Source organism: Dapis brunnea BLCC-M229 (genome assembly GCF_050015995.1).
Lineage (GTDB): Bacteria > Cyanobacteriota > Cyanobacteriia > Cyanobacteriales > Microcoleaceae > Trichodesmium.
Genome location: NZ_JBNHEP010000253.1, coordinates 54,471 through 78,135, shown reverse-complemented (window position 1 = coordinate 78,135; position 23,665 = coordinate 54,471). Strand labels below are relative to the sequence as shown.

The 23,665-nt window shown below is 38.3% G+C and carries 23 protein-coding genes and 2 tRNA genes; 12 read left to right on the top strand and 13 right to left on the bottom strand.

Features of this window, described 5'->3' with window-relative positions; translation table 11 throughout:
• Positions 1–269: 269 nt before the first annotated feature.
• From gcvP to ACP6PM_RS29495, 3 genes are all read left to right on the top strand, one after another.
• Positions 270–3,149 carry an aminomethyl-transferring glycine dehydrogenase gene (gcvP, locus tag ACP6PM_RS29505; protein ID WP_426590457.1) on the top strand — a complete coding sequence of 960 codons (2,880 nt, stop codon included), beginning with the start codon at positions 270–272 and terminating at the stop codon, positions 3,147–3,149.
• Between the two features lie 913 nt (positions 3,150–4,062).
• Entirely contained in the window at positions 4,063–4,191 is a 129-nt protein-coding gene (locus ACP6PM_RS29500) for a hypothetical protein (RefSeq protein WP_426590442.1), read from the top strand.
• 238 nt (positions 4,192–4,429) lie between these two features.
• Entirely contained in the window at positions 4,430–4,894 is a 465-nt protein-coding gene (locus ACP6PM_RS29495; RefSeq protein ID WP_426590441.1) for a COP23 domain-containing protein, read from the top strand.
• Between the two features lie 409 nt (positions 4,895–5,303).
• Here ACP6PM_RS29495 and ACP6PM_RS29490 read toward each other — a convergent pair whose 3' ends face one another.
• Complete coding sequence (locus ACP6PM_RS29490) at positions 5,304–6,488, bottom strand: GUN4 domain-containing protein (protein WP_426590440.1); 1,185 nt, start codon at positions 6,486–6,488, stop codon at positions 5,304–5,306.
• 20 nt (positions 6,489–6,508) lie between these two features.
• Between ACP6PM_RS29490 and ACP6PM_RS29485 the strand changes: the two genes are divergently transcribed.
• The gene (locus tag ACP6PM_RS29485) at positions 6,509–7,186 is read left to right on the top strand and encodes an RNA-guided endonuclease InsQ/TnpB family protein (protein ID WP_426590456.1); all 678 of its coding nucleotides are present in this window, start codon (positions 6,509–6,511) and stop codon (positions 7,184–7,186) included.
• A 194-nt stretch (positions 7,187–7,380) separates the two neighbouring features.
• On the opposite strand, the gene ACP6PM_RS29480 is transcribed toward ACP6PM_RS29485, so the two are convergent.
• From ACP6PM_RS29480 to ACP6PM_RS29435, 10 genes are all read right to left on the bottom strand, one after another.
• Positions 7,381–8,214: a hypothetical protein gene (locus tag ACP6PM_RS29480; RefSeq protein WP_426590439.1), complete on the bottom strand. Its 834-nt coding sequence runs from the start codon at positions 8,212–8,214 to the stop codon at positions 7,381–7,383.
• Between the two features lie 620 nt (positions 8,215–8,834).
• On the bottom strand, positions 8,835–9,080 hold the full coding sequence (locus tag ACP6PM_RS29475) for an alpha/beta hydrolase family protein (RefSeq protein WP_426590438.1): 246 nt from the start codon (positions 9,078–9,080) through the stop codon (positions 8,835–8,837).
• A 133-nt stretch (positions 9,081–9,213) separates the two neighbouring features.
• Entirely contained in the window at positions 9,214–10,677 is a 1,464-nt protein-coding gene (locus ACP6PM_RS29470; protein ID WP_426590437.1) for a hypothetical protein, read from the bottom strand.
• A 566-nt stretch (positions 10,678–11,243) separates the two neighbouring features.
• On the bottom strand, positions 11,244–11,381 hold the full coding sequence (locus ACP6PM_RS29465) for a hypothetical protein (RefSeq protein WP_426590436.1): 138 nt from the start codon (positions 11,379–11,381) through the stop codon (positions 11,244–11,246).
• Positions 11,382–11,564, bottom strand: coding sequence for a hypothetical protein (locus tag ACP6PM_RS29460; protein WP_426590435.1), 183 nt, complete (start codon positions 11,562–11,564; stop codon positions 11,382–11,384). It lies immediately after the preceding gene.
• A 557-nt stretch (positions 11,565–12,121) separates the two neighbouring features.
• Positions 12,122–12,196, bottom strand: a tRNA-Asp gene (locus ACP6PM_RS29455).
• Between the two features lie 283 nt (positions 12,197–12,479).
• Positions 12,480–13,469, bottom strand: a complete 990-nt coding sequence (locus ACP6PM_RS29450) for a GNAT family N-acetyltransferase (protein ID WP_426590434.1) — start codon at positions 13,467–13,469, stop codon at positions 12,480–12,482.
• Positions 13,470–13,475: 6 nt separating this feature from the next.
• Positions 13,476–14,339 carry a GNAT family N-acetyltransferase gene (locus ACP6PM_RS29445; protein ID WP_426590433.1) on the bottom strand — a complete coding sequence of 288 codons (864 nt, stop codon included), beginning with the start codon at positions 14,337–14,339 and terminating at the stop codon, positions 13,476–13,478.
• Between the two features lie 51 nt (positions 14,340–14,390).
• Positions 14,391–14,460 (bottom strand) — tRNA-Leu (locus ACP6PM_RS29440).
• 217 nt (positions 14,461–14,677) lie between these two features.
• Positions 14,678–14,878, bottom strand: a complete 201-nt coding sequence (locus ACP6PM_RS29435; protein ID WP_426590432.1) for a hypothetical protein — start codon at positions 14,876–14,878, stop codon at positions 14,678–14,680.
• 730 nt (positions 14,879–15,608) lie between these two features.
• On the opposite strand from ACP6PM_RS29435, the gene ACP6PM_RS29430 reads away from it, so the two are divergent.
• The 8 genes from ACP6PM_RS29430 (at position 15,609) to atpC (ending at position 22,226) form a co-directional block, all read left to right on the top strand.
• Complete coding sequence (locus tag ACP6PM_RS29430) at positions 15,609–16,343, top strand: SDR family NAD(P)-dependent oxidoreductase (RefSeq protein ID WP_426590431.1); 735 nt, start codon at positions 15,609–15,611, stop codon at positions 16,341–16,343.
• Positions 16,344–16,509: 166 nt separating this feature from the next.
• Positions 16,510–16,728: an AAA family ATPase gene (locus ACP6PM_RS29425; RefSeq protein ID WP_426590430.1), complete on the top strand. Its 219-nt coding sequence runs from the start codon at positions 16,510–16,512 to the stop codon at positions 16,726–16,728.
• Positions 16,729–16,830: 102 nt separating this feature from the next.
• Positions 16,831–17,121, top strand: coding sequence for a hypothetical protein (locus tag ACP6PM_RS29420; RefSeq protein ID WP_426590429.1), 291 nt, complete (start codon positions 16,831–16,833; stop codon positions 17,119–17,121).
• A 223-nt stretch (positions 17,122–17,344) separates the two neighbouring features.
• Positions 17,345–18,136, top strand: a complete 792-nt coding sequence (minC, locus tag ACP6PM_RS29415) for a septum site-determining protein MinC (RefSeq protein WP_426590428.1) — start codon at positions 17,345–17,347, stop codon at positions 18,134–18,136.
• A gap of 361 nt (positions 18,137–18,497) precedes the next feature.
• On the top strand, positions 18,498–19,304 hold the full coding sequence (gene minD, locus ACP6PM_RS29410; protein WP_426590427.1) for a septum site-determining protein MinD: 807 nt from the start codon (positions 18,498–18,500) through the stop codon (positions 19,302–19,304).
• 61 nt (positions 19,305–19,365) lie between these two features.
• Positions 19,366–19,650: a cell division topological specificity factor MinE gene (gene minE, locus ACP6PM_RS29405; protein ID WP_426590426.1), complete on the top strand. Its 285-nt coding sequence runs from the start codon at positions 19,366–19,368 to the stop codon at positions 19,648–19,650.
• A gap of 588 nt (positions 19,651–20,238) precedes the next feature.
• Complete coding sequence (gene atpD / locus ACP6PM_RS29400; protein WP_426590425.1) at positions 20,239–21,693, top strand: F0F1 ATP synthase subunit beta; 1,455 nt, start codon at positions 20,239–20,241, stop codon at positions 21,691–21,693.
• Positions 21,694–21,812: 119 nt separating this feature from the next.
• Positions 21,813–22,226 carry an ATP synthase F1 subunit epsilon gene (gene atpC / locus ACP6PM_RS29395; protein ID WP_426590424.1) on the top strand — a complete coding sequence of 138 codons (414 nt, stop codon included), beginning with the start codon at positions 21,813–21,815 and terminating at the stop codon, positions 22,224–22,226.
• Here atpC and ACP6PM_RS29390 read toward each other — a convergent pair.
• Together ACP6PM_RS29390 and ACP6PM_RS29385 are read right to left on the bottom strand one after the other, a co-directional pair.
• Positions 22,223–22,522, bottom strand: a complete 300-nt coding sequence (locus tag ACP6PM_RS29390) for a DUF7734 family protein (protein ID WP_426590423.1) — start codon at positions 22,520–22,522, stop codon at positions 22,223–22,225. The genes atpC and ACP6PM_RS29390 overlap by 4 nt on opposite strands.
• Before the next feature lie 296 nt (positions 22,523–22,818).
• The gene (locus ACP6PM_RS29385; protein ID WP_426590422.1) at positions 22,819–23,439 is read right to left on the bottom strand and encodes a DUF3177 family protein; all 621 of its coding nucleotides are present in this window, start codon (positions 23,437–23,439) and stop codon (positions 22,819–22,821) included.
• Positions 23,440–23,665: the final 226 nt, after the last annotated feature.

Genomic DNA, 23,665 nt, shown 5'->3' with positions numbered 1-23,665 from the left:
GACATTTAATTATGTCTGTAATTATGCCTGGCTACTTAACTTTGAAATACTTGATTTTTTGATCTGTAACTGCTTCTTGATTAACAATACCTAAATTTGGCCCATAATCCCAACAGATGACTTGACTCTCTACCTAGCATTTAGGTATTAATTTTTGTTACAACTATAATGAGACATTGATTTCAAGGAACATCAAAGTGGTAGCAATACATCAATCGAAGACAAAGTCAAGCAATCAACTACAACTAGCTAACCAAGGCCAAAAGTCTATTGACTTTTCCCAACGACATATTGGCCCTACTTCTGAGAAAATTCAACAAATGCTGGCCGTATTAGGTATTTCTTCCCTAGAGGACCTAATTGACAAAACAGTTCCCCAGAAAATTCGATACCAGCAACCCCTCAATTTGCCCAAGTCTCTAAGTGAAAGTGCTGCCCTTGCTCAAATCAAAGAAATAATCTCTAAAAATCAGGTATTTCGTTCCTTCATTGGTATGGGTTATTACGACTGTACTACTCCACCAATTATCCTCCGCAATATCCTAGAAAATCCTGGTTGGTACACCGCTTATACTCCTTATCAAGCAGAAATAGCTCAAGGACGGATGGAAGCATTGCTAAATTTCCAAACTATGGTTACCGACTTAACTGGTTTGGAAATAGCTAATGCTTCTCTGCTTGATGAAGCTACAGCAGCAGCAGAAGCGATGAGTATGAGTTACGGTTTATGCAAAACCAAAGCAGAAGCTTTCTTTGTTGACTCTAACTGTCATCCTCAAAATATTGAAGTTGTGAAAACTAGGGCACAACCATTAGGAATAGAAGTAATAGTCGCCGACTTCCGGACTTTCACTTTTGACAAACCAATTTTTGGCGCTCTCCTCCAATATCCTGCTACCGACGGAGCAATTTATGACTATCGCGACTTTGTGGCAAAAGTTCACGAGTTAGGAGGTTTAGTAACTGTTGCTGCTGACTTACTCAGTTTAACTTTACTAACACCTCCTGGAGAATTTGGTGCTGATGTTGTGGTAGGAAATACTCAACGTTTTGGCGTGTCTCTGGGATATGGCGGTCCCCATGCTGCTTACTTTGCTACTAAAGAAGCTTATAAACGACAAACTCCAGGACGTATTGTTGGAGTTTCTCAAGATTCTAATGGCAACCCAGCGTTACGGTTAGCACTACAAACGCGGGAACAACATATTCGCCGGGAGAAGGCAACGAGTAATATTTGTACTGCTCAAGTTTTACTGGCAGTAATGGCAGGTATGTATGCGGTTTATCATGGTCCGGATGGTTTAAAAGAAATTGCCGAAAATATCCATAATTTGACTTTTAAATTGGCAGAAGGTTTAAAACAGCTTGGTTATCAAATTGGTGCAGAATCATTTTTTGATACTATTCGGATAACAGTGGGTGCTGACTCTCCTCTGAAAAATGCAAAAGAAATTATTGATGCTGCTGAAAATGTAGGTATTAATCTGCGAACCTTTGACGAACAAACAGTTGGTATTTCTCTAGATGAAACTACCACTGAGACGGATGTACAAAATCTGTGGCAAATTTTTGCTGGTGGGAAAGCACTGCCAGACATCGAAAACGTTTCCCCCCTTACTAAGAACACCGAAAACACTCCCCCCCTTACCAAGGGGGGTCAGGGGGGATTCTCTCGTACTAGCAGTTATCTAACTCACCCAGTATTTAACAGTTATCATTCTGAAACCGAACTCTTGCGTTACATCCATCGCTTGCAGTCAAAAGATTTATCTTTGACAACATCAATGATACCCTTGGGTTCCTGTACAATGAAACTTAATGCTACAGCAGAAATGATACCTGTAACCTGGCCGGAATTTGCCAAAATTCATCCTTTTGCTCCTACTTCTCAAACCAAAGGTTATCAAATAATGTTTGAGCAACTAGAGGAATGGTTGGCAGAAATCACAGGTTTTGCAGCAATTTCTCTACAACCAAACGCGGGTTCCCAGGGAGAATATACTGGTTTATTAGTAATTCGCGAATATCATGCTCACCGTGGGGAAGCACATCGCAATGTTTGTCTCATTCCTGAATCTGCTCATGGTACAAACCCTGCTTCGGCAGTGATGAGTGGGTTAAAGGTTGTGGTTGTTAAGTGTGACCGTCAAGGAAATATAGATATTGCAGATTTACAGAAAAAGGCAGAAAAGCATAAAGATAATTTAGCTGCCATAATGATTACTTACCCTTCTACTCACGGTGTATTTGAGGAAGAGATTCTTGATATCTGTGAAATTATCCACGGTTACGGTGGGCAAGTTTATATGGATGGAGCGAATATGAATGCTCAAGTAGGATTATGTCGTCCTGCGGAAATAGGTGCTGATGTTTGTCATTTGAATTTGCACAAGACTTTTTGCATTCCTCACGGTGGCGGAGGTCCGGGAATGGGTCCGATCGGGGTCAATTCTCATTTAGCACCGTTTTTACCGGGGCATTCTGTTATTAATATTGGTGGGGAAAATTCTAGTGGAGCGGTATCTGCTGCACCTTGGGGTAGCTCCAGTATTCTACCTATTTCTTGGATGTATATTGCCATGATGGGTGCAGATGGTTTGACTGATGCAACTAAGATCGCGATTTTGAATGCTAATTATATTGCGCAACGGTTGGAGAGTTATTATCCAGTTTTGTATAAGGGTAAGCATGGGTTTATTGCTCACGAGTGCATTTTGGATTTGCGTCCGTTGAAAAAGTTGGCTGGTATTGAGGTCGAAGATATTGCCAAACGCTTGATGGATTATGGCTTTCACGCGCCGACTGTTTCTTGGCCTGTGGCGGGTACAATTATGGTGGAACCGACGGAGAGTGAGTCGAAGGAGGAGTTAGACCGTTTTTGTGATGCGATGATTTCTATTCGTCAGGAAATAGAGGAAATTGAAACTGGAAAGGCAGATAAAGAGGATAATTTGTTGAAGAATGCGCCTCACACTGCTGAGAGTTTAATGGTCGATGAGTGGAAACATGATTATTCTCGACAACGTGCTGCTTATCCTGCACCTTGGACGCGAGAGCATAAGTTTTGGCCTGCTGTGGGGCGGGTTGATAATGCTTTTGGCGATCGTAATTTTGTCTGTTCTTGTTTGCCGATAGAAGCTTACAGTTAAAATGGATAATTGATAATGGATAATTGATAATGAGAAGTAACCACCGCTTCTTCCATTATGTTCGGTGCGTTACGCTTCGCTAACACACCCTACTAGATTACTACTATCAGCCAAATTTGTAGGGTGCGTTAGACGGAATAAATTTAAGCTCTGAAAGAGATTTGGCAATCCGTCGTAACGCACCGTCTCTTCTAAAGAAGCACTCAGCGGTTAGCACTCAGCCATCAGCTAAAATGTAGGGTGCGTTAGACGGCTGAAATTCAGAATATGAAGGGAGTTCATAAATCCGTCGTAACGCACCGCCTCTTTTTTTATAATGTTCGGTGCCTTAGCGTTTGCGCAGCATTCCGTAGGAAAGCGCAACGCACCCTACTGAACTGCTGATAACTGATAACTAATAACTGATAAAAGGCGAACGCTCCCATGAATATTTTCCAGAAAAAAATTTGAGCAAAGGGTTGACTTTAAATAATTTTGTGTTATTATTATTTATAATGGGAAAAGTGCGCACAGATATACTCACAGTCTAATTCTGCAATTATCGCCTCATTTATAACTTTGATATTTGAGAAGCATGAATTTTACTAGAGGAAAGTTAATCTGGGAAAACTGATAACTGAACTATCAAAAGCTGATAACTGATATTAAATCAGGATAATTACTAGACCCAAGTCCGCAGCGACTGGAACGGAGTGGAAGGAAGCAATCTCAGAGCAGAGGTGCCACGAGATTGCTTCCTATCGTCGCAATGACGACTGTTCAACTGGATTTTATATGATAACTGATAACTGAAATAGCTCAACTTTTCCGAAAACTCCTCACAGAACATTGGATAAAATATTGGGGGGGTCTATTTCGATACCCTAAAAAAATATTCATAACTATATATATATATATATATAAGGAGAAACTGGTGAGACGGAATCGAAAAATTGCAGCAATAGGAGCAGTAGCAAGTCTGACAATTTCTGCAATTTCATTATTAATAGATGCCTTAGAGACTGTTTGTAAAATAAGTCTTAACAGAGCAAATAATGACTAAAATCTAAAAGCGGTAGTACTTCAAGAGATTGAAATTTCCTAGATACCAGAGGTTTAAAGGTACATATATTCCCAGATTTTTAACTTACAAATAGTTGTCTTGATTTCTTCCTCCCTCCATACCTATTCCCTATTCCCTGTTCCCTGTTCCCTGTTCCCTATATCCTTTTTATATTTCCTTTACAAACAGTCTCTTAGGTTTAAGTATTACTTTTGGGCAAGGTCGGCCTACTTTTTTAGTGAAAAAAACAGACCGCTTTTCTTGCGAGCTACGACAAGATACGAATAAAGGCAAAGAAGTTTGGACAGTAATGTATGACAATGACAAGAAAAAACAACCCTGGTTAGGTATGGTCATACCGATGGGAGGAGGTTGGTCTCCTGAAAGACGATGCCAAGAAATAGAAAGGCGGTTAGAAAATTTTCGGGAAGATGGTTTAGTTTCTCTAGGATATCGCGATGATCCTGATACTCCACAACAACAAGTCTTGTGTGTCAAAACGAAGTCAAGCGGTGAGAATTGTCCGTTGTTGATGACTTTGGATGTGGGGATGGATGGTTATGAGGCGTTTCGAGCTACTACTAAAGCATTAAAAAATGAAGATGTTTTTTATCAGTCGGCAAATTCTGGTTCTTTTGGGGAGTCGCGTGTTGTTTATTTGGAAACTTTTTTGGCAGAGGAAGATAAGTTGACCGGAAAGTAGTAGGGTGTGTGACGGTATCCTTTTTTTCGATTTTGGGGAAACTCAAGAAATTTTGCCGTCATGCACCTTTTTTTTATTGATAATCTGATGGTGCGTTACGCTGAAAGCTAACTAAATTTGCATAGCAGATAATTTATATCGAGCGCTCGATATATTTTATTCAACAAAGGTAGGGTAGGGAAATATTGGTTGACTTATTTTTGAGGAAAGTTTGAATTTGGCAATCGCCAATCTTGGAAAAATGCTTGATCGGAAATATTTAGGTGAGTAATTAAGATGCTTAACCGTACTGGGCATTTTTGGGATAAAGACTAATAACTGAACTAGGTGCCTGGTATCGAATATGCTCAAATAAAGAAAACTACTAAAAAAAGCTTTCCAAAACTTTTTTCATTAACGTCTGAAACAACTATATGTTAAAGTTTACAAGTTTTCGCACCAGAGAGGAAGTTCCACATCTATAGCCCCCCCCAGGAGGTGCCCAAACTCCCCAAGGAAGATGCCCCTTGTAATGCTTATCGCTAAAACTTAAACTGTCATAACTCAACCATTTTCCCCCTTTGCGCCATCCAACTTTATTACCGAAGGCTATCCATACTTCTTTGTTATACTTTTTTGTACCACCCATACTTTGATAAATTTGCTTCTGCACAGAAAAACCAAACTTACCATTACTATATTTTACCCAAAGTTTGTCAATCGTGCCTAAATCCTGGCAAGAAAAATTCTTCACATCCTCATATCTCAGCCATCCTTCCGACTCCCTACCTGCCACTTGTAATATTACTCTGTCTGTTTCTAAGTCTGCCTCTTTCCAGTGTCCTGCTGCCAATAAGTCACGCAGTTTTGTATAGTCAACCTCCTTAGCTGAATCTAGAGAAATTTCATTTTCTACCTGCCTTTGTTTTTCAGCCTTCAGCTCTCGCAATTGCCGTTCAGCATCTTGACGCTGCCGTTGTTCCTCCTTCAGTTGCTTTTGCAATTCTACTATCTGTTCTTGTTTTGCTTTCTGTTCTTGTTCTAGCTCTTGCACTCGCTTTTCAGCTTTTTGACGCTGCTGCTGTTCCTCCTCCAGTTGCCTTTGTAATTCAACCTTCTGTTTGTATATGCCTAGAGTGATCGCCTTTCCCCGATATTCTTGAAACAGATTAATAGGTATACCCCAAGAAAAAGTCAAACGTTCAACACCCTTTTCTAGTCGTTCCACAGCTTTCTGATAAGTCTGTTGTTCTTCCTTAGACCAACTTCCTTGTAGAGAAGCAAAAGTTTTCACAATTTCCACATCACTCATTCCATGCACTGCTACAACCTCACCCGTCACATCCGCAACAGGCGCTCCACTCATTCCACCCACTGTTAAAGCATCGTAAGAAACCCCATAACCCCGTGCCAAACTTTCCAAACCCGAAACATCACCTGGCACAAACTGGGATACCAACTTCCCTCCCCGAATAGGAAAACCAGAAATATAGATAGAACTACCTTTTCTCAGGTTGTCAGAATTACCTATTTTCAGCGCCGGATAATTACAACTTCCTCTCTCTGGTTTAAAAGTAACCAAAGCTAAATCTATATCACTGGGAAATATTTCCACCCTAGCCGACTACTCAAAAAATAACTATTAGTAGACAGGCTAGTGATTGGTATCTTAGCTGTAGCTATAAATTTACTCCGACTTCAACTCCAAAAACTACTCAAGTTGTAGGTGTTGATTTAGGTGTAAAAACCTTAGCAACTTTAAGCACGGGAGTTGTTTTTCCTGGTGCTAAATCTTACAAGAAATTTGAAAGCAAGCTCTCTAAGTTACAATACCTTAACCGCAATAAAATAGTTGGTTCTGCTAATTGGAAAAAGGCACAACTGAAGATAGCTAGGCTGCATAGAAAAGTAGCTAGCATCCGCAAAGATGGAATTCATAAATTGACAACATACTTAGCCAAAAACCACGGCACAATTGTCATTGAAGATTTGAATGTTAGTGGAATGTTAGCTAACCACAAGCTAGCGAAATCTATAGCAGACCAAGGATTTTATGAGTTTAGACGACAACTTGAGTACAAGTGTGAGTGGTACAGTTCTAAGCTAGCTGTAGTTGACAGGTTTTTCCCATCTTCTAAGACTTGTTCTAACTGTGGTCACGTCCAAGATATGCCACTAAGCCTGAGAACTTATGAATGTTCTGATTGTGGGATATCTATAGACCGTGATCTGAACGCAAGTATCAATTTGCGAAATGCGGTCGGCTTGACCGTTAATGCCTGTGGACGGAGTGCTGCCGACAGTTCCGGTTGAAGCAGGAAGTAAACAGTAAAATGTCATATTATGACGTTTTATATCAGTTTTATAAAGCAGACCATAATAAGTTTCCTCTGCTTCAATGCGGACTTTACTACCATTTTCTAATGCTTCTGTTAATCTTTGGTAAAGAAGATTAGACTTTTTTGACTTTTCTTTTTTAGTCACAGTTATTCTCCCTAACTATAACGTTATAGTTTTGTTCTTTTAATAGCACCAACGCACAACTGCACTACCAACTCAGTTGCAGTAGCAGCACTTTGTAATTGAGCAAAGTTAAGAGTATCTGCCTTAATATTAGTTTCAGACAAAACCGTCTTAATACCATCATCAGTTAACCGCATTCCTGCTTCCATAAAATCAGTACAAATTCCTTGATGTCGTTTAGTTAATGCTCGACTGCGCTTGCACCAAAAATGACTAATAACATGAAAAACGTGTCCCTTTTCCCAATCAAAACTAACTGCTACTACTGGTGCTTTGTGACGCACTAATAGATCGTGACTGGCAGCTTCAATAGTAACTTTAGGATTAAGAATTTCAATAGGATGACTGCTAGTTTCGAGCCACCATTGCGGGTCTGCTCCCAATACTACTACTTCTGACCACAAACTATTTAAACTTGGCTCTACAGAAATAACTTCATCCCCAGTGTGTTGTTTATTCCAACGAATTGTATTAGGAAAAGCATGGTCAATAAAATTACCTAATGCCCAGTCGGAAGTTACTAACCATTTACCATTTTCTACCTGTTCTCTCAGAGAATTAATTAGTTGATTTTCATAAGAATTAGAACAGTTCACAAATATAATTTTGGCATCCAATTTTTGTGGATTAGGATTTATTTGTATTGGTAGTTTTAAGCATTGGAAAATTTTTTCAACATGGTCATAACTACCTGAGTAAACAGCTATATCCTCTTTGCTAATATTATTTAAAATTGCTAAATCTTCTGGGCGTTGTTCCGTAAATCTTTGCTTTACAGCAACAGCAGCTACCTGATAAGCTTTCTGCATATTTTTCATAGTTTCACCAGTCTCTAAAGGGGAGTGGAGGAGTGGGGAAGTAGGGGAGATTGAGCAAAAAAGAAACCGGGTTTATTGCCCTGATTATTTTAAAATCACAAAATTTCATCGATAAACCCGTTTTCTGCGTAATACAGCGCTTTCCGTTGTTATGAGGTACACCCCGAAGCGGGCAAGATGCCCGCACTACAAATTTTTATCATTGACCCTGTACATCATTGCTCCGAAATTTGCTGTATCATGTCCGGATAAGGGCGTGATAAAAAAACTTTCTGCCTTCTAACCTTTTCTTTCCTTCTGCCTTCTGCCTCCTGCCTTCTGCCTTACTTCCTCCTAAGTGTAAGTATTCAACCAGACATGATATAACCTACATTCCGCACGACAAAATGTAGCATGAAAAACGGAGACAGGAGACAGGAGACAGGAGACAGGAGGCAATCAAAGTGGTCAATAGGAGTAAGTAATTGAGTATTTATGCTTAATATTTTCCTGAGAATCTGACTCCTGAGAAAGGTCAATGAATAGGATTTATAGAGTATAAATACGAACCCGCGCTACCATTTTTTATACTACTTTTAATATTACAACTTGACGTGCGGAATATGGGATATAAGTTCAAATTACTCATTGCACAAAGCATATTTTATGAAAAAATCTTCAATATTTTCATAAATATTGACATTTTGACTATAATTAAAACTCCCATGATCGCCCCCTGGAATAGTTAATAATTGATTGGGTACGTTAACCTGATTAAGTAATTCGTGAAATCTTACTGCATGATTATATGGGACACTTAAATCATTATCACCATGAACAGTAAAAATAGGCGGAAGTTGAGAATGTACATAATTAATTATCGACAAACCCGGTTTCTGCCTAAGTTCTATTTTTTCTTACTCAGGACTTACGCAGAACAACCATATCTAGTAGAGGGCGAATGCCATTCGCCCCTACAAATGGTGTATGACTTGGTATTTTGCGTAAGTCCAGTTACTTTTAACTTTTGACTTTTAACTTTTGACTTTCCTTATCATTACGCACTGGCAAAGAAGTCTCCATAATTTCCATCAACAACTCTAGTCGTGAAGGGTGAGACAACATTGGCACCAAGTTAGGCAAAGAGTAGTAGTCACCTTTGAAACTAAAAGTTTCCACTGGCGCTTGCTTTTGCTTCAGTTGACTTTCTACATAATTAGAAGCATAGTTACCTAAACGCACGATAACCACATTTGGCATTACCGCCAAGTCACGACAATAAGCAGTGTAAGCATCAGCAAAATAAGGTGAAGTATTTTCTCCTTCATCTGTCACCAGAATAAACTGTTCGACAACTTGCTTTTTGCGTCGCATTGCTTCTACAGCACAACCGCAACTTGTACCTCCACCTGCGCGAATATGTTTGAAACCACGTTCCCAGTCACTCAACTCTGTACCTTCGGCAGTCACAAGATAAGGCATAGTATCAAAAGCGTAGACAAATAGTTCCGCTTCAGTAATACCCGAAACTAGGGAAGCTAAACGCTTACCAACTTCGATCGCCTTTTCCATGGAACCAGACTTATCTACAAGTAAAGCTGTTGGTAGAGAAATTTTACCGCGCTTTTTGACTTGCTCGTTAGTCACCTGCTCTAACTTGGCAGCAGTTTCGGCATCAACCTGGGAAGCATCGGCAGCAACTTTAGCTTTATAAGCAGATACGCGATCGCTCTTTTGCGCCTCAGTCAATTTCTGATCTATTAACGCCTTTACCTCTGGGTGTTCCATTGCCCCACGAGCAGTCAGAGACTTCATGTTATTGATAATTTCCTGGGGAGACATAGAATTAATTAACGCTACTAATACAGTAGGTGTTAATTTTTTTACTGCTCCCACAGCAATAGTATAGGGAATGTTGTGTTCCACTATTAAAGCTGCTTGTTCTGCTGCTGTTTCTGTTTTTGCCAACTGCTTCAACATGAAAGCTAGACTATCTTCTGGAGGTCTTTTCTTAAATAAGATGGCATCAGCGCGAGGATTTGGTTTAATGTGCAAGGTAGCATATAAGTGCTTCATTGCCTTGCGGTTACGGATAGCAGCGCGGTCGAAAAATTCTGAGTTTTGTTCGCGCTTGCGCAAATAACGGGTAACAGCAGTACGCGCGGAACGTGGCATTTTATTTTGCTGTTGTTTCATAAAGTCTACAATGCGTGAAACCTGGTAAGGAGGGAAATTTTGTAGCATTATGAAACCTGCGTCTCGGTGTTCTGTAAGATTACTTGTTAGCAAATTTCCTAAGAACACTTCTTTATGGTCTCGCACGTCACCGTTATTTTGATACCAAACTGCTAAATGTCCGTAAAAAATTGGGTCTAATTCAACAATTAATTGATGAATTTCTGCTACTTTTTCTAATTGACGGTGAGGAGTTGTGAGCAGACTATTGAGCATTTCTAGACGTAAATCGCGTTCATCTTTATTCATCTTAGTTTTATTCATTTTAACTACCCCTTTATTCAGTTATCAGTTATCATTCAACAGTTATCAGTTAATATTTTTAAGGTTAAATGTAAAATTAATCATACATTGAGAACCTATAACTGCTGGCTATTAACTGATTTAATTATAAAAAAATCCACTTTTAGGAGACAATTATCGTTGGCATTTTTGCGGAGTATTAATATTAATATTTATGATGAAATACACCGCGCAAGTTCAGAGAGTTTTGTACTTATAAGCTCCCCAATAAGTTGTATGTAACCTCTCTGGTTTAGGGCGCGACGATAACTGCTATAGTAGTTCTTTAATCTATGAGGTACAGTTTTAGATCCCCCCCCCGCCCCCTTGAAAAGGGGGGAGCCTTCAAAGTCCCTCTTAAAAAGGGGGATTTAGGGGGATCGTAAATGTACCTTATAACTTTGGGAATTGCTATAAATAAAAGCTCGTAGTAGGGCTTTAGCCTATCGGGCTGAAGCCCTACTACAAACAAAAACTTTTTTATCACTTGTTATTTAGACATAATATTAGTGTTTAAGGATAATTAAAAGTTATTAATGAAATTGGTCAAAGGATTTCAAATCTAGTTTTACCCAATTTTTTCGAGCTTCCCAAGACATTAGGCATTCTCTACTATAATATTCAAAAGGTAAAGCTGAATTTTCGTAAAGGTTGACTAAATTATTTGCCATTTATACAAAATAATTGTTGGCTGAATTAATAGCTACATATTGCCGAACTCTTTTCACCCAAAACATTGTAATTGTTTCATGGTAACCACTATTTTTAGTCATTTGAATGCCCATTGCTGCGTTATATTTTTTGATGCGATCGCGAATATAATTTATAGCCTCTGATTCTGAGTAATTAGTCAAATACCAAAGTGCAATAATTAAATGTGCAGCATGAGTCCAATTACTTCTTGGTAGAGTAAAATTATGTAAGCATTCAGCGGTCAGCTCTCAGCTAGCCTCCTGGGTCGTAACTGCCTCTTGCCTCCTCCGGAGGAGCTGCGCTTTTCATGTCGCTCCGCGAAACGTTAACAGCTTCATTACCTTTAAAAGAGGAAAAAGTAATAAGCGAGATTTCATGCTAATTAAAAGTTACTGTAAAAGTCTATCAGTTAACCTTAAAAGTCTATGGAGCTACATCGTTCATTTTTATTGCGCTCAAGCTGACTGCTAATAGCTGAATGCTTACATCATTACTACTAAAATACAAACTTTTTTTACCGAAGAATTAAGGTTTAAAGCCTCTCCTTTAAAGGAGAAAAAAGCGGTCGTTAGCGGAGCTTTCCATAGAATGGGATGACGAGGTCTCCCGAAGACTGCAGAGCCGCTCCTTAACGCCATATCCAATCTCCCCTTGACTAGAAAAAGTATTTTAAGAGATAGGAATTAAAATCACTCCGCGCAAGTCAAGAAAGCTGTTGTTTCATACGCAGGAATTGAACCTGCTACCACTTGCGTGACAGGCAAATGCTCTAACCAAATGAGCTAGTATGTAAGCTTTCATTGTTAGGGCGCGAAGTGAAATTTTCTATGCTTTATTTAATCTATTCAAGCTGTTAAAACTTGAGTATTAAAAGTATAAAGGGCATATTAAGTAATAGAATTTTACTAAGTTCAAAAATTATCTAAAAGCATAAATTGAATATTTAGTTTTCTAGGTTCAGCGATCGGGCAGCTTTGCCTCTTTATTTACCTTATATATTTTATGTTGCATAAATAATACATGACTGTCAAGAGGATGAGAAAATATTTTTTTAAGAATGCAAAAGTTAGAAATATTCATGCTGAAAATTCTTTACTATAAAGAATGTTGGTGTGAACTTTATGGAAACCCACAGACTCATAAAGTCGATTTGCTCCCGACATATTCTCAGCATCAACACCAAGTAACGCCTTATCCATACCAACATCTCGTAACCGCTGCATTCCCGAAAGTAACATCGCTTTTCCTAACCCACACTTCCGAAAACCACGACGAGTACCAAGAATACCTATCTTACCTTCTTTCGTTCCTTTCTGCTGGTTTTTTTCTGGATTAATAAAGCAGGAACAAAAAGCAGCAAATGTACCATCACTAGCACTAATTGCCACTAAATCCAAATCTTGTCTGTAGTGGGGGTGACTTGTTTCATGCTTCAACTGCTCAACTGTCAAATCATGGTGATTCCAATGATCGATAAACGTTTGGTTAAACATTTCCACCCATGCTTCCAGGAAATGTTGCTGCCCAATTTCACCAGAAAACCGCTGGGATAGAGGAGACTCCAATGTAAAACCTCTGGGTAATTCTGGTTTGGGAAAGGGTTCGGTGAGCGATCGCTCCATACGCAAAAAGTAACGGTTTGGGGTAAAACCACAACTTTCTAATAATGCCATGGGTTCGGTTTGAGTGTCGCGACTATCTGAGCGCAACTTTACAGATGTACTTGTATGAATAGCCACTTCCCGGATTCGCTGTTCACTCCATTTAATGATTTCTTGTTCTATACCTTCGCCTCTGAAAGTAGGATGAACTTTGAAAGACAGATGAGCATCAACTGATGATTCTTGGATTGATAATTTCCCAAAACCAACAAGCTTACCATCTCCATCTTCCCAAAGACAAATTTCGCTCTTTATATCTGGAGCTGGAGTATTAAATGCTCGTCGCAGAGCGGAAATAGATACGCAGTCATCTAGGCGATCGACTATTTCACAAGCTTGGAAAAGTTCGGCGATCGCCTCTAGATCCCTTTCACCTTGATAAGAACGGAGCACTAATGTTTTCATAGATACTTAGAATTCTTTGCTATAAACAATATTAGTATGAACTTTACGGAAACCTACAGACTCATAAAGTCGATTTGCTCCCGACGGGTTCTCAGCATCAACACCAAGTAACGCCTTATCCATACCAACAGCTTGTAACCGTTGCATTCCAGAAAGTAACATAGCTTTTCCTAACCCACACTTACGAAAACCACGGGGAGTACCTAGGGTATCTACCCAACCTTCTTTCGTTCCCTTGTGCTCATTTTCTTCTGGGAAAGTACAACAGTAGCAAAAAGCTGCAAATTTACCATTAGGAGCAATTACAACTGAGGTCAAATCTGGTCTATAGTTAGGGTTACTGACTATATATTCTACCTGTTCAACCGTCACTTCATGGTAATTCCAATGGTCAATAAATGTTTGATTATACGCTTCCACCCATGCTTCTAGGAACCGTCGCTGACCCACCTTACCAGAAAACTGTGGAGAGCAGTGAGAGTGCAATGTAAAACCTATAGGTAACTCAGGTTTAGGTATTGGTTCGGTGAGCGATCGCTCCATTTCAAAAAAGTAACGCTGTGGAGTAAAACCACAACTTTCTAATAATGCGATACGTTCAGTTTTGTCAGCACGACTAGCAGAGCGCAATTTCACAACAGATGCACCGCCTTTCGTAGCGACTTCCCGCATTTGCTTTTCGCCCCAGTTAATGATTTCTTCCTCTATACCTTCACCTCTGAAAGTCGGATGAACTCTCAAAGAGAGATAACCATCAACTGATTCCTTTATTGATAGCTTCCCAAAACCAATGAGCTTACTGTCTCCATCTTCCCAAAGGCGAATGTCGCGCTCCTTGTCTACATCTGGAGCGTTAAGATCTTGTCGCAAGTCGGAAATAGGTTAAAAATCACTTCGTACAAGTCAAAAAAGCTGTTGATTCATACGCAGGAATCGAACCTGCTACAGTTTGTTCTTGAGACAAATGCTCTACCAAATGAGCTAGTATGTAAGCTTTTTTTGTTAGGGCACGAAGTGAATTTTAACCACTATTATTATGCTCCGCACAAGTCAATAAAGCGTTTGACACTAACGCTCTATCCATTGAGCTACACCCCCACAAAATATTAAAGAGGGGATGGTAGGACTCGAACCTACAACCTTTGGTTTAGCAGACCAAAATGTATGTACGCTTTACAAGTTAGGGTGCGGAACATTAGCTAATTAATTTAACCATAAACTGCTTCAGGACGAACAATTAAATCCCCACTTGGACGATGGTCTAAAACGTAGGAATTAAACCGTTCTCTACCCACATCAAAATATTGAGATAGACGTTCTTTAATAGCATTTTCTTTCATATTTTCTGTAATGCCTAGTTGATTTTCAGTAACATCATAAGAACGCCCTTCAAATCTAATATGAACCATATTAACACCTCCTAATTTTTTATCTGAAGAAAAAAGAATATTTTTCTAGTTAATTGTATACTTATTGATCGTTAATAAAAGACCAATAATATTGCAGTTTATCGAATTTAAAATAACTTCAAATTTCACAAGTTTCAAGTCATAGTATAGACAACTCAGATAGATTTTGTATGGTGTGTAGCACTTCTTTAATCTATGAGGTACGGTTTTAGATCCCCCCCGTCCCCCTTCTAAGGAGGGAGCCTTCAAAGTCCCCCTTTCTAAGGGGGATTTAGGGGGATATTAAATCTATCTTATGACCATGGGAATTGCTATAGTAGTCTCTATTACTATTAGACTTATACAAAAATTATCAACATTATTCACAACAATAATTTAACTTCTTACTGCTGTTATACCTGATAGATATTTGTGAAAATTCCGATTAATTATTTAGTTTTCAAGGTGCAGATATGGCTTCTTTCTCTAGAGTTTGTTCGCCTCTCCTTTAACTGCCACATTTATATGCTACATAAATAATACATAAGGTGTCAAGGGGGTAGAAAAAATTTTTTTTCAGGAGATTGAATGTTAGCTATATCTATTGATATAGGGAAATTACAGTTCGTAAAATATAAATATTCTGCCAAAAAGCTTCCATAAAATCTAAAATCTAAATCTAGATTCTATACCTCAAGAACATAGTATTAAACAGTAGTCCAAAATTATTAGTTTTATTTAGGAAAATAAGATGAGTGAAAAATCTGCAGCAGTTGTCATGGGTGTTGGTTCAGAAGAAGGTTTAGGTGCGACACTTGCTAAATATTTTGCCAACCAGGGTTTGCACGTTTTTGTTGCTGGCCGTAGCGGAGATAAACTACAGTTAATTGTAGAAAAGATCGCACAACAAGGGAGTACCGCAACTGCGGTTGTTACTGATGCAACAGTCGAACAAGATGTCGAACAACTATTTAGAGTTGTGGACAAAGAAAGTTATCCTCTTGATATTGCTGTCTACAATGCTGGTAACAACATTCCTTCACCCCTATTAGAAACAGACAGCGAAACTTTTATCAACCTTTGGCAACAAAATTGTTTTGGTGGATTTTTATTTGGCAAACAAGCGATCGCTACCATGAAAAAGCGACAACAAGGTACTCTGATTTTTACAGGAGCGACTGCTTCCTTAAGAGGAAAACCACCTTTTACAGCTTTCGGTGTAGCAAAAGCAGGTTTGAGAGCATTAGCTCAAGGGATGGCGCGAGAATTTGGTGCCGAAGGTATTCATGTTGCTCATGTAATTATTGATGGTGTTATTGATGGGGAAATGTCTCGCACAAAGTTCCCAAATTTTGTTTCCCAAAAAGGTAAGGAGGGTTTATTACAACTTGAAGCTATTGCAGAAACCTATTGGGCAATTCACCAACAACATTCGAGTGCATGGACTCACGAACTTGACTTAAGACCATTTAAAGAATCTTTTTAAAGAGTACAAAATTAGGTCAAAAATCAAAATTTAAAAATTAAGATAAATAGTTTGAGATAAATAAATTTTTACCTCAAAAAAAGCATTTTTCCATCTTGTGTAGTATTGCATAATGGCAAGATACCAAAAGTGCTTTCTTCTTTTTTCCAAATTATTAATTCTGCCAATGCTAAAAAAACTTTATGTCAACAACTTTAAATGTCTGGTTAACTTTGAAATTAAATTATCAAATATAAATTTACTATTAGGAGCAAATGGTTCGGGAAAAACAACAGTTTTTGAAGTTTTGCATAAACTCCAAAAATTTATATTAGGAGAATTTGAAACTACTGGAAAATATTATCAAGTCTCAGAAATTTTTCATCAGCAAGATTTAACTAGATAGCAAAACTTACCTATTCAGAAATTTGAATTATAAATTGCAGGAAATGGAGGCACATATAAATATGTTCTGGAAATCGAATATCCATATAATTCTTTTCCCAAAATGCGTTATGAAAAATTGACCTTCAATAAAAAACTTCTATTTGAGTTTAATATCCAGCATACTTTCGGAGAAATTCCTTTTGCAACACTATTTAATGATTACTCTAACACCGAAGGATCTATGCTTGGATATTTTGATTTTTCGCGCTCAGGAGTAGGTTTTGTTCCTGAAAGACCAGACCAACAAAAACTTACTTTCTTTAAAAAGTTAATTGCCAATTTTTTTATTGTTCAAATAAATCCTTTTGCCATGACAACAGAAAGTCGTCAAGAAGATATATATGTTTTGTAATTTCTTCCCACACTCCCCACACCTCCCACACTTCCCACACTCTCTCTACCATTACGCGATCGTCACGACCATTTATTTATATGTAAAGAGTACCTTAAAAGTCGCTTCTGACTCCTGACTCCTGAATCTTGACTCCTGACTCCCATAACAGAACTCTTAACTAAATGACTGATATGATAGGATAGTTTGCCTATAGGAAAAGATAAAAAACATCCCATACTTTATGTCTTCTGATGCTTCTGATGCTTCCGTCTCAACTACTTCCACCTCAACACAAGAAGTAAGTACCAACTTACAAGTCAGGTTCAAAACAGAGGAAGGAAAGTTGTTATTACTATTGCCACCAGAATCTAATCATGGTGATATGGAAAGTCCAACAGCCATGACTTGGACAGAAATTTGGCAACAATTAAAGCAACGCCTCAAAGCGGGAGAAAGATTTTGGCAACCAAAAACAGAAGTAGAACTAATTGCATTTGACCGCCTATTAGATACTCGTCAACTCCAACAAATAGCTGAAGCTCTCTTAGAAGTAGAACTAAAATTAGAGAGAATTAGCACATCACGTCGTCAGACTGCTGTAGCAGCAGCTACAGTAGGCTATTCTGTGGAACAAAAATCTACCTTGACTACCCTAAGTCAAACTCCTATAGAAAAAGTTCAACCTTTAGCTGAACCACTTTATCTACAAATGACTGTACGTTCTGGAGTAGAAATTCGGCATCCAGGTACCATAATAATTGTAGGAGACCTGAATCCAGGTGGCTCTGTAATTGCAGATGGGGATATTCTTGTATGGGGTCGTTTACGGGGAGTAGTCCATGCAGGTGCTAAAGGAAATTCTAAGAGTATGATTATGACTTTGCAAATGGAACCTACTCTCATTAGGATAGCCGATCAAGTTGCTCGTGGGCCAGAAAAACCACCAGCCCAATTTTATCCTGAAGTGGCTTATGTGGTAGACCAAGGGATTCGCATTAGCAGAGCTAAAGATTTTGCTAAGATATATCGTTAACGAAGTCAGAATTCAGAAGTCAGAAGTCGGAAGTTGTTTTTGTAATGGGGATTTAAGCTCCCCTCCAAAAACATTTCGCCTTTTAAGGCGAAGTTTTAGACCCAATTATTTTGATAAATTTATTTAGGATATAGATGAGAAATCTCTAAAAATTATATTTTTAATCTCTGGCAATTAATGGCCTCAAGATAAACAGTTAAAATTTAGGCGGGAAAAATACTCATACAAAGTTTAGAATGTATCAGCTTTAAAGTCTTTGCTAACTAACTTAATTTGGCAAAAACCAAATTTTATTGACACAATTATCCTTTGTATTGTAACAAAAATTGACTATACACAATTACTTAATGTCTAATAGCTTATGAGCAGAATTATTGTGATTACTTCTGGTAAAGGTGGGGTGGGCAAAACTACCTGCACAGCCAACCTGGGGATGGCTTTAGCTCAACAAGGTCGCCGAGTCGCAGTAATTGATGCAGATTTCGGTTTGAGAAATTTGGACTTACTTCTGGGTTTGGAAAATAGAATTGTCTATACAGCAGTAGAAGTTTTAGCAGGAGAATGTCGCCTTGAACAAGCAGTAGTTAGGGATAAACGACAACCCCGTTTATCTCTTCTACCCGCGGCTCAAAACCGGATGAAAGAGGTAGTTACTCCCCAACAAATGCAGGAATTAGTAAATATGTTGATGCCAAAATATGACTATATTTTGATCGACTCTCCTGCTGGAATTGAACAGGGCTTCCAGAATGCGATCGCGCCAGCCCAAGAAGCTATAATTGTTACAACTCCAGAAATATCTGCTGTCCGTGATGCAGACAGAGTAATTGGACTCCTAGAAGCAAATAATGTCAGGAATATTCATCTAATAGTTAATCGGATTAGACCCCTGATGGTGCAAGCTGATGAAATGATGTCTGTACAAGATGTAGAGGAAATACTTGCTATTCCACTGATGGGAATTATTCCAGATGACGAAAAAGTAATTGTATCTACTAACCGAGGAGAACCTTTAGTATTAGCAGAAAATATTTCTCAAGCAGGTTCAGAATTTAATAATATTGCTCGTCGTTTGGATGGAGAAAAAGTAGAGTTTATAGACTTGAACCCACCACCAGAAAACTTTTTTACTTGGTTGCGCAAACTATTGTCATCTAAAGTTATTTGATCCTTGAAGATTTTACCTCAACCTACCTCATAAATTAACTATCTTAGTTAAAGATAAGCTAATGCTAAACGAAATTATAGAAAAACTTTTTTCTAGAAATACTCCTAATAGTCGTGAAGAAGTTAAGCGTCGTCTGAAATTAGTTATTGCCCATGACCGCGCCGATCTAAATCCAGAAATCATTGAAGCAATGAGAAAAGAAATTATGGAAGTAGTATCTCGCTATGTCGAAATAGATGATAGTGATTCAGAATTTTTGTTAGAAAATAATCAAAGAGCTACTGCTTTAGTGGCCAATTTACCTATTAAACGTATTAGGGCTAGGCCAGATACTGATAATAGTTAAATAATAATATAACGACTAGTAATAATTTTCACATTATATTATTGTTAACATATATTTTTCTTGGTTTTTTATATTTGACAATAGTAACATAAAGTGATACTTAGCATTATTCCAGCCAGTATAATATAGAAAATTCGTCAGCAAAATAATTAATATTATCCTGGATGAACGCTTCAGTGATACTCTAAAAAATGACCGGAAAATTGGGTTTCAAGCCTAAGCCCTTTTAGGACAACTAAGGTCTTTCTTAATAATTTGAATGTCCTGTATTTGTCCGGGAAAAGCGGAAAGTCAATGAGAAATTCATGCCTTGAAGCACTATCTCAAAATGTCAATTCCCCCTAATCAGGCTTTTTCAGGGGGAAAAGGTATAAAAGGGCGGTGGGGCATCCCGTCCTTAAAGCTCGCGGAGTCCGACGCCAAAGCGGGACTGGGAAGCGAGAAGCATACACTATACTGCAAGGTTAGTGTAGGAATATGTAACTAGGAATCTCATGTAGAACATGGGAGAGAATGTCAAATATTAACCTTCAAACCAAAACCTTTCCGACCAATTTCGGATAGCTCAATAATTTATAGATAGGTAGAATGGTAAGCACCGCAGAAAAAACAAACGTAGGATATATTACTCAAATTATTGGTCCAGTAGTAGATGCTAAATTTCCTAGTGGAAATCTTCCAGAAATCTACAATGCCTTAACAATTACAGGTCAAAATGAAGCAGGACAAGATGTGTCCGTGACCTGTGAAGTACAACAACTTCTAGGGGACAACCAAGTTAGAGCTGTGGCCATGAGCGCCACAGATGGCTTGGTGCGTGGTATGGAAGTAGTAGATACCCGTGCTGCAATTAGTGTACCAGTAGGAACCGCCACCCTTGGTAGAATATTTAATGTTGTCGGTGTACCTGTAGATGAACTAGGTCCAGTTGGAACCGAGGACAAATCCCCAATTCACCGTCCAGCTCCTAAACTTGTAGAACTAGAAACAAAACCTGCCGTTTTTGAAACAGGTATTAAAGTTGTAGATCTACTAGCTCCCTATCGTCGTGGTGGGAAAATTGGTCTATTTGGTGGTGCGGGTGTAGGTAAAACCGTTATCATCATGGAGCTAATTAACAACATCGCTAAAGCTCACGGTGGAGTATCTGTGTTTGGTGGTGTGGGAGAACGGACTCGTGAAGGTAATGACCTTTATAATGAAATGATTGAGTCCGGCGTGATTAACCCAGACAACCTGAGCGATTCTAAAGTGGCCTTGGTTTATGGTCAGATGAACGAACCGCCAGGAGCTAGGATGCGTGTAGGTCTGTCAGCTTTGACAATGGCAGAATATTTCCGGGATGTTAGTAAGCAAGACGTACTACTATTCATTGACAATATCTTCCGATTTGTACAAGCTGGTTCTGAAGTATCTGCTCTTTTAGGAAGAATGCCTTCTGCTGTGGGATATCAACCTACCCTTGGTACAGAGATGGGTGAGTTGCAAGAACGAATTACATCCACAAAAGAAGGTTCAATTACTTCTATTCAAGCTGTGTATGTACCTGCGGATGACTTGACAGACCCGGCGCCTGCTACTACTTTTGCTCACTTAGATGCTACTACAGTATTATCAAGGGGTCTTGCTTCTAAGGGTATCTACCCAGCAGTTGACCCCTTGAATTCTACATCCACTATGTTGCAACCAAGTGTAGTTGGTGATGACCACTATAATGTTGCTCGTTCAGTACAATCTACTCTACAAAGATACAAAGAACTTCAAGATATTATCGCCATTCTTGGTTTAGATGAATTATCAGAAGATGACCGCCTAGTTGTAGCTCGTGCTCGTAAGATTGAGCGTTTCTTATCACAGCCATTCTTTGTAGCAGAAGTATTTACTGGTTCTCCTGGTCAATATGTGAAGTTGGAAGAGACCATGAAAGGCTTCAAAATGATTTTATCTGGTGAACTTGATGATTTACCAGAGCAAGCTTTCTACATGGTGGGTGGTATTGACCAAGTAATTGCCAAAGCTGAAAAACTTAAGGCAGAAGCATAGTCATATTTGCTCTGTTAGTCATAAGCTAGCAAATAAATGTTGACAGTTGACTTGTTGGTTATCAATCCTGAGAACGACAGTCAACTGACATATAAAAAACAATAACAAATCATTGACAAATGACATTAACTGTGCGTGTAATAGCTCCCGACAAAACAGTTTGGGACTCAGAAGCTCAAGAAGTAATCCTACCTAGTACAACAGGTCAATTAGGAATTTTAGGTGGACACGCTCCACTGTTGACCGCTCTTGATGCAGGTGTAATGCGAGTTCGTGCTGAAAAGAACTGGATGCCGATCGCGCTGATGGGTGGTTTTGCTGAAGTAGAAGCAGATGAAGTAACTATACTTGTTAATGGCGCTGAAAGAGGAGATGAAATTGACAAGGAAACAGCTCGTTTAGCTTATGAGGAAGCCGAAAAACGTCTGCAAACAGCTGAAAGTGGTGATAATCTTCAAGAAAAGATTCAAGCTCAACAAACCTTAAAGCGAGCAAGAGCACGTCTACAAGCTGCTGGTGGAATGGTTAACTAAAGTCCTACTTCTGTTAACAGGGACTGCATTTGCTCCCAGGTCAGTCCCTGTGTAATATAAATAGGTGCTTCTGGATTGTAGGGACTAGCAAGTATATCGACACTGACAATTCTAGCTGTTTCTGGTAATACAGGTATATCTGGGTTAAAAGCAGTAGGTCTCATCAGAGAACTAGAAAAACCTTTAAATATAGCTATTTCATCTGGTTGTTCATTAATTACTACCTTAACTATTAATACTTGATTTGGTCGTTTAATTGTATATTGTTCCAAACGATGAGCAATATTATGATTCATTGCTTATAGATAAAATACTATGTTCAGGATATAGTAATTTTCATCAGGAGTGAGGTATAAAATTTTTGATTTTCAGGGAATAGGGAATAGGAAAGAATCAAAACAAGTGTACTTTCACAAAGATTTATCTAGGCTATACCATATTAATATACATAGATATTTCCCACACTAGTACAATTAACAAATACTCAAAAATAAGCAGCAGTGCAAAATTATTTGTATATTTATTAATTGCCTTTTGCTTCTTGCATACCTCACCCAAATATTAAATTAATTTTCTCTAGCTACTTATAATATTAATTTCCTGTAGCAGATCGCCCTTGTCTCTGTAATTTAACCAAAACAAAATAGCAAAGAAAAATTGTATAAATTACTAATCCAGAAAATCCCAAAAAACCTATAAATTCTTGAGGCCAATCTGGATGAATAATTTGTTTGAATAACCAAGGTGGGTCTAACCAAACATTACAAAAAGGTTCATTCAGTAAATCATTGCGGGATTTAAAAGCACAAACAATAAAAGGAATTTGTGATATGATTCCTATCAAATTATAAATAGTAGCAGCCCAACGCCAAGAAGTAAAACTTGCCTTCAAGGGAGAATTTCGTAACTCTCGGATTTCCTCATTCAAATCTACCCAAAACCACAAAGTTACAGTAATTAAAAATCCAGATATTAATAATGTTAAAAAGCCGATAGGTACTGCCGCAATCATTAGGTAAACTGTAATTGCAAACAAACTAGCAACTCGCCAATAAATAATCAATAAGTGTTGAATAGGTTCAGATTTTTTGACAAAAGCCCAAATCAATAGAAATAGAGGTACTACTATAGTAAATAATACTGCTAACCTATAGTCCATCCAGACCAAAGTCTCTAATCCAGATGTAATGGCTAAGGGTAAAACAATCAACATAATCAGTAATTTATAAAAATTATTTCAAAATTATTATTAACTATAAAAAAAGTAAGAAACTGTTTGTTAAATGAAAGTTAAATCCTTGTTTAGGGTGGGGTAGACCCGAAGATTGACGGTTTCTCACCCTAGGTGGAAGCTGTCCACCTTAATGCACCGAAATTAACTATTATAGCTACCTTATATCTTCGTTTGATAAAAAGTGTCTTATTTATCAAATTGTTGG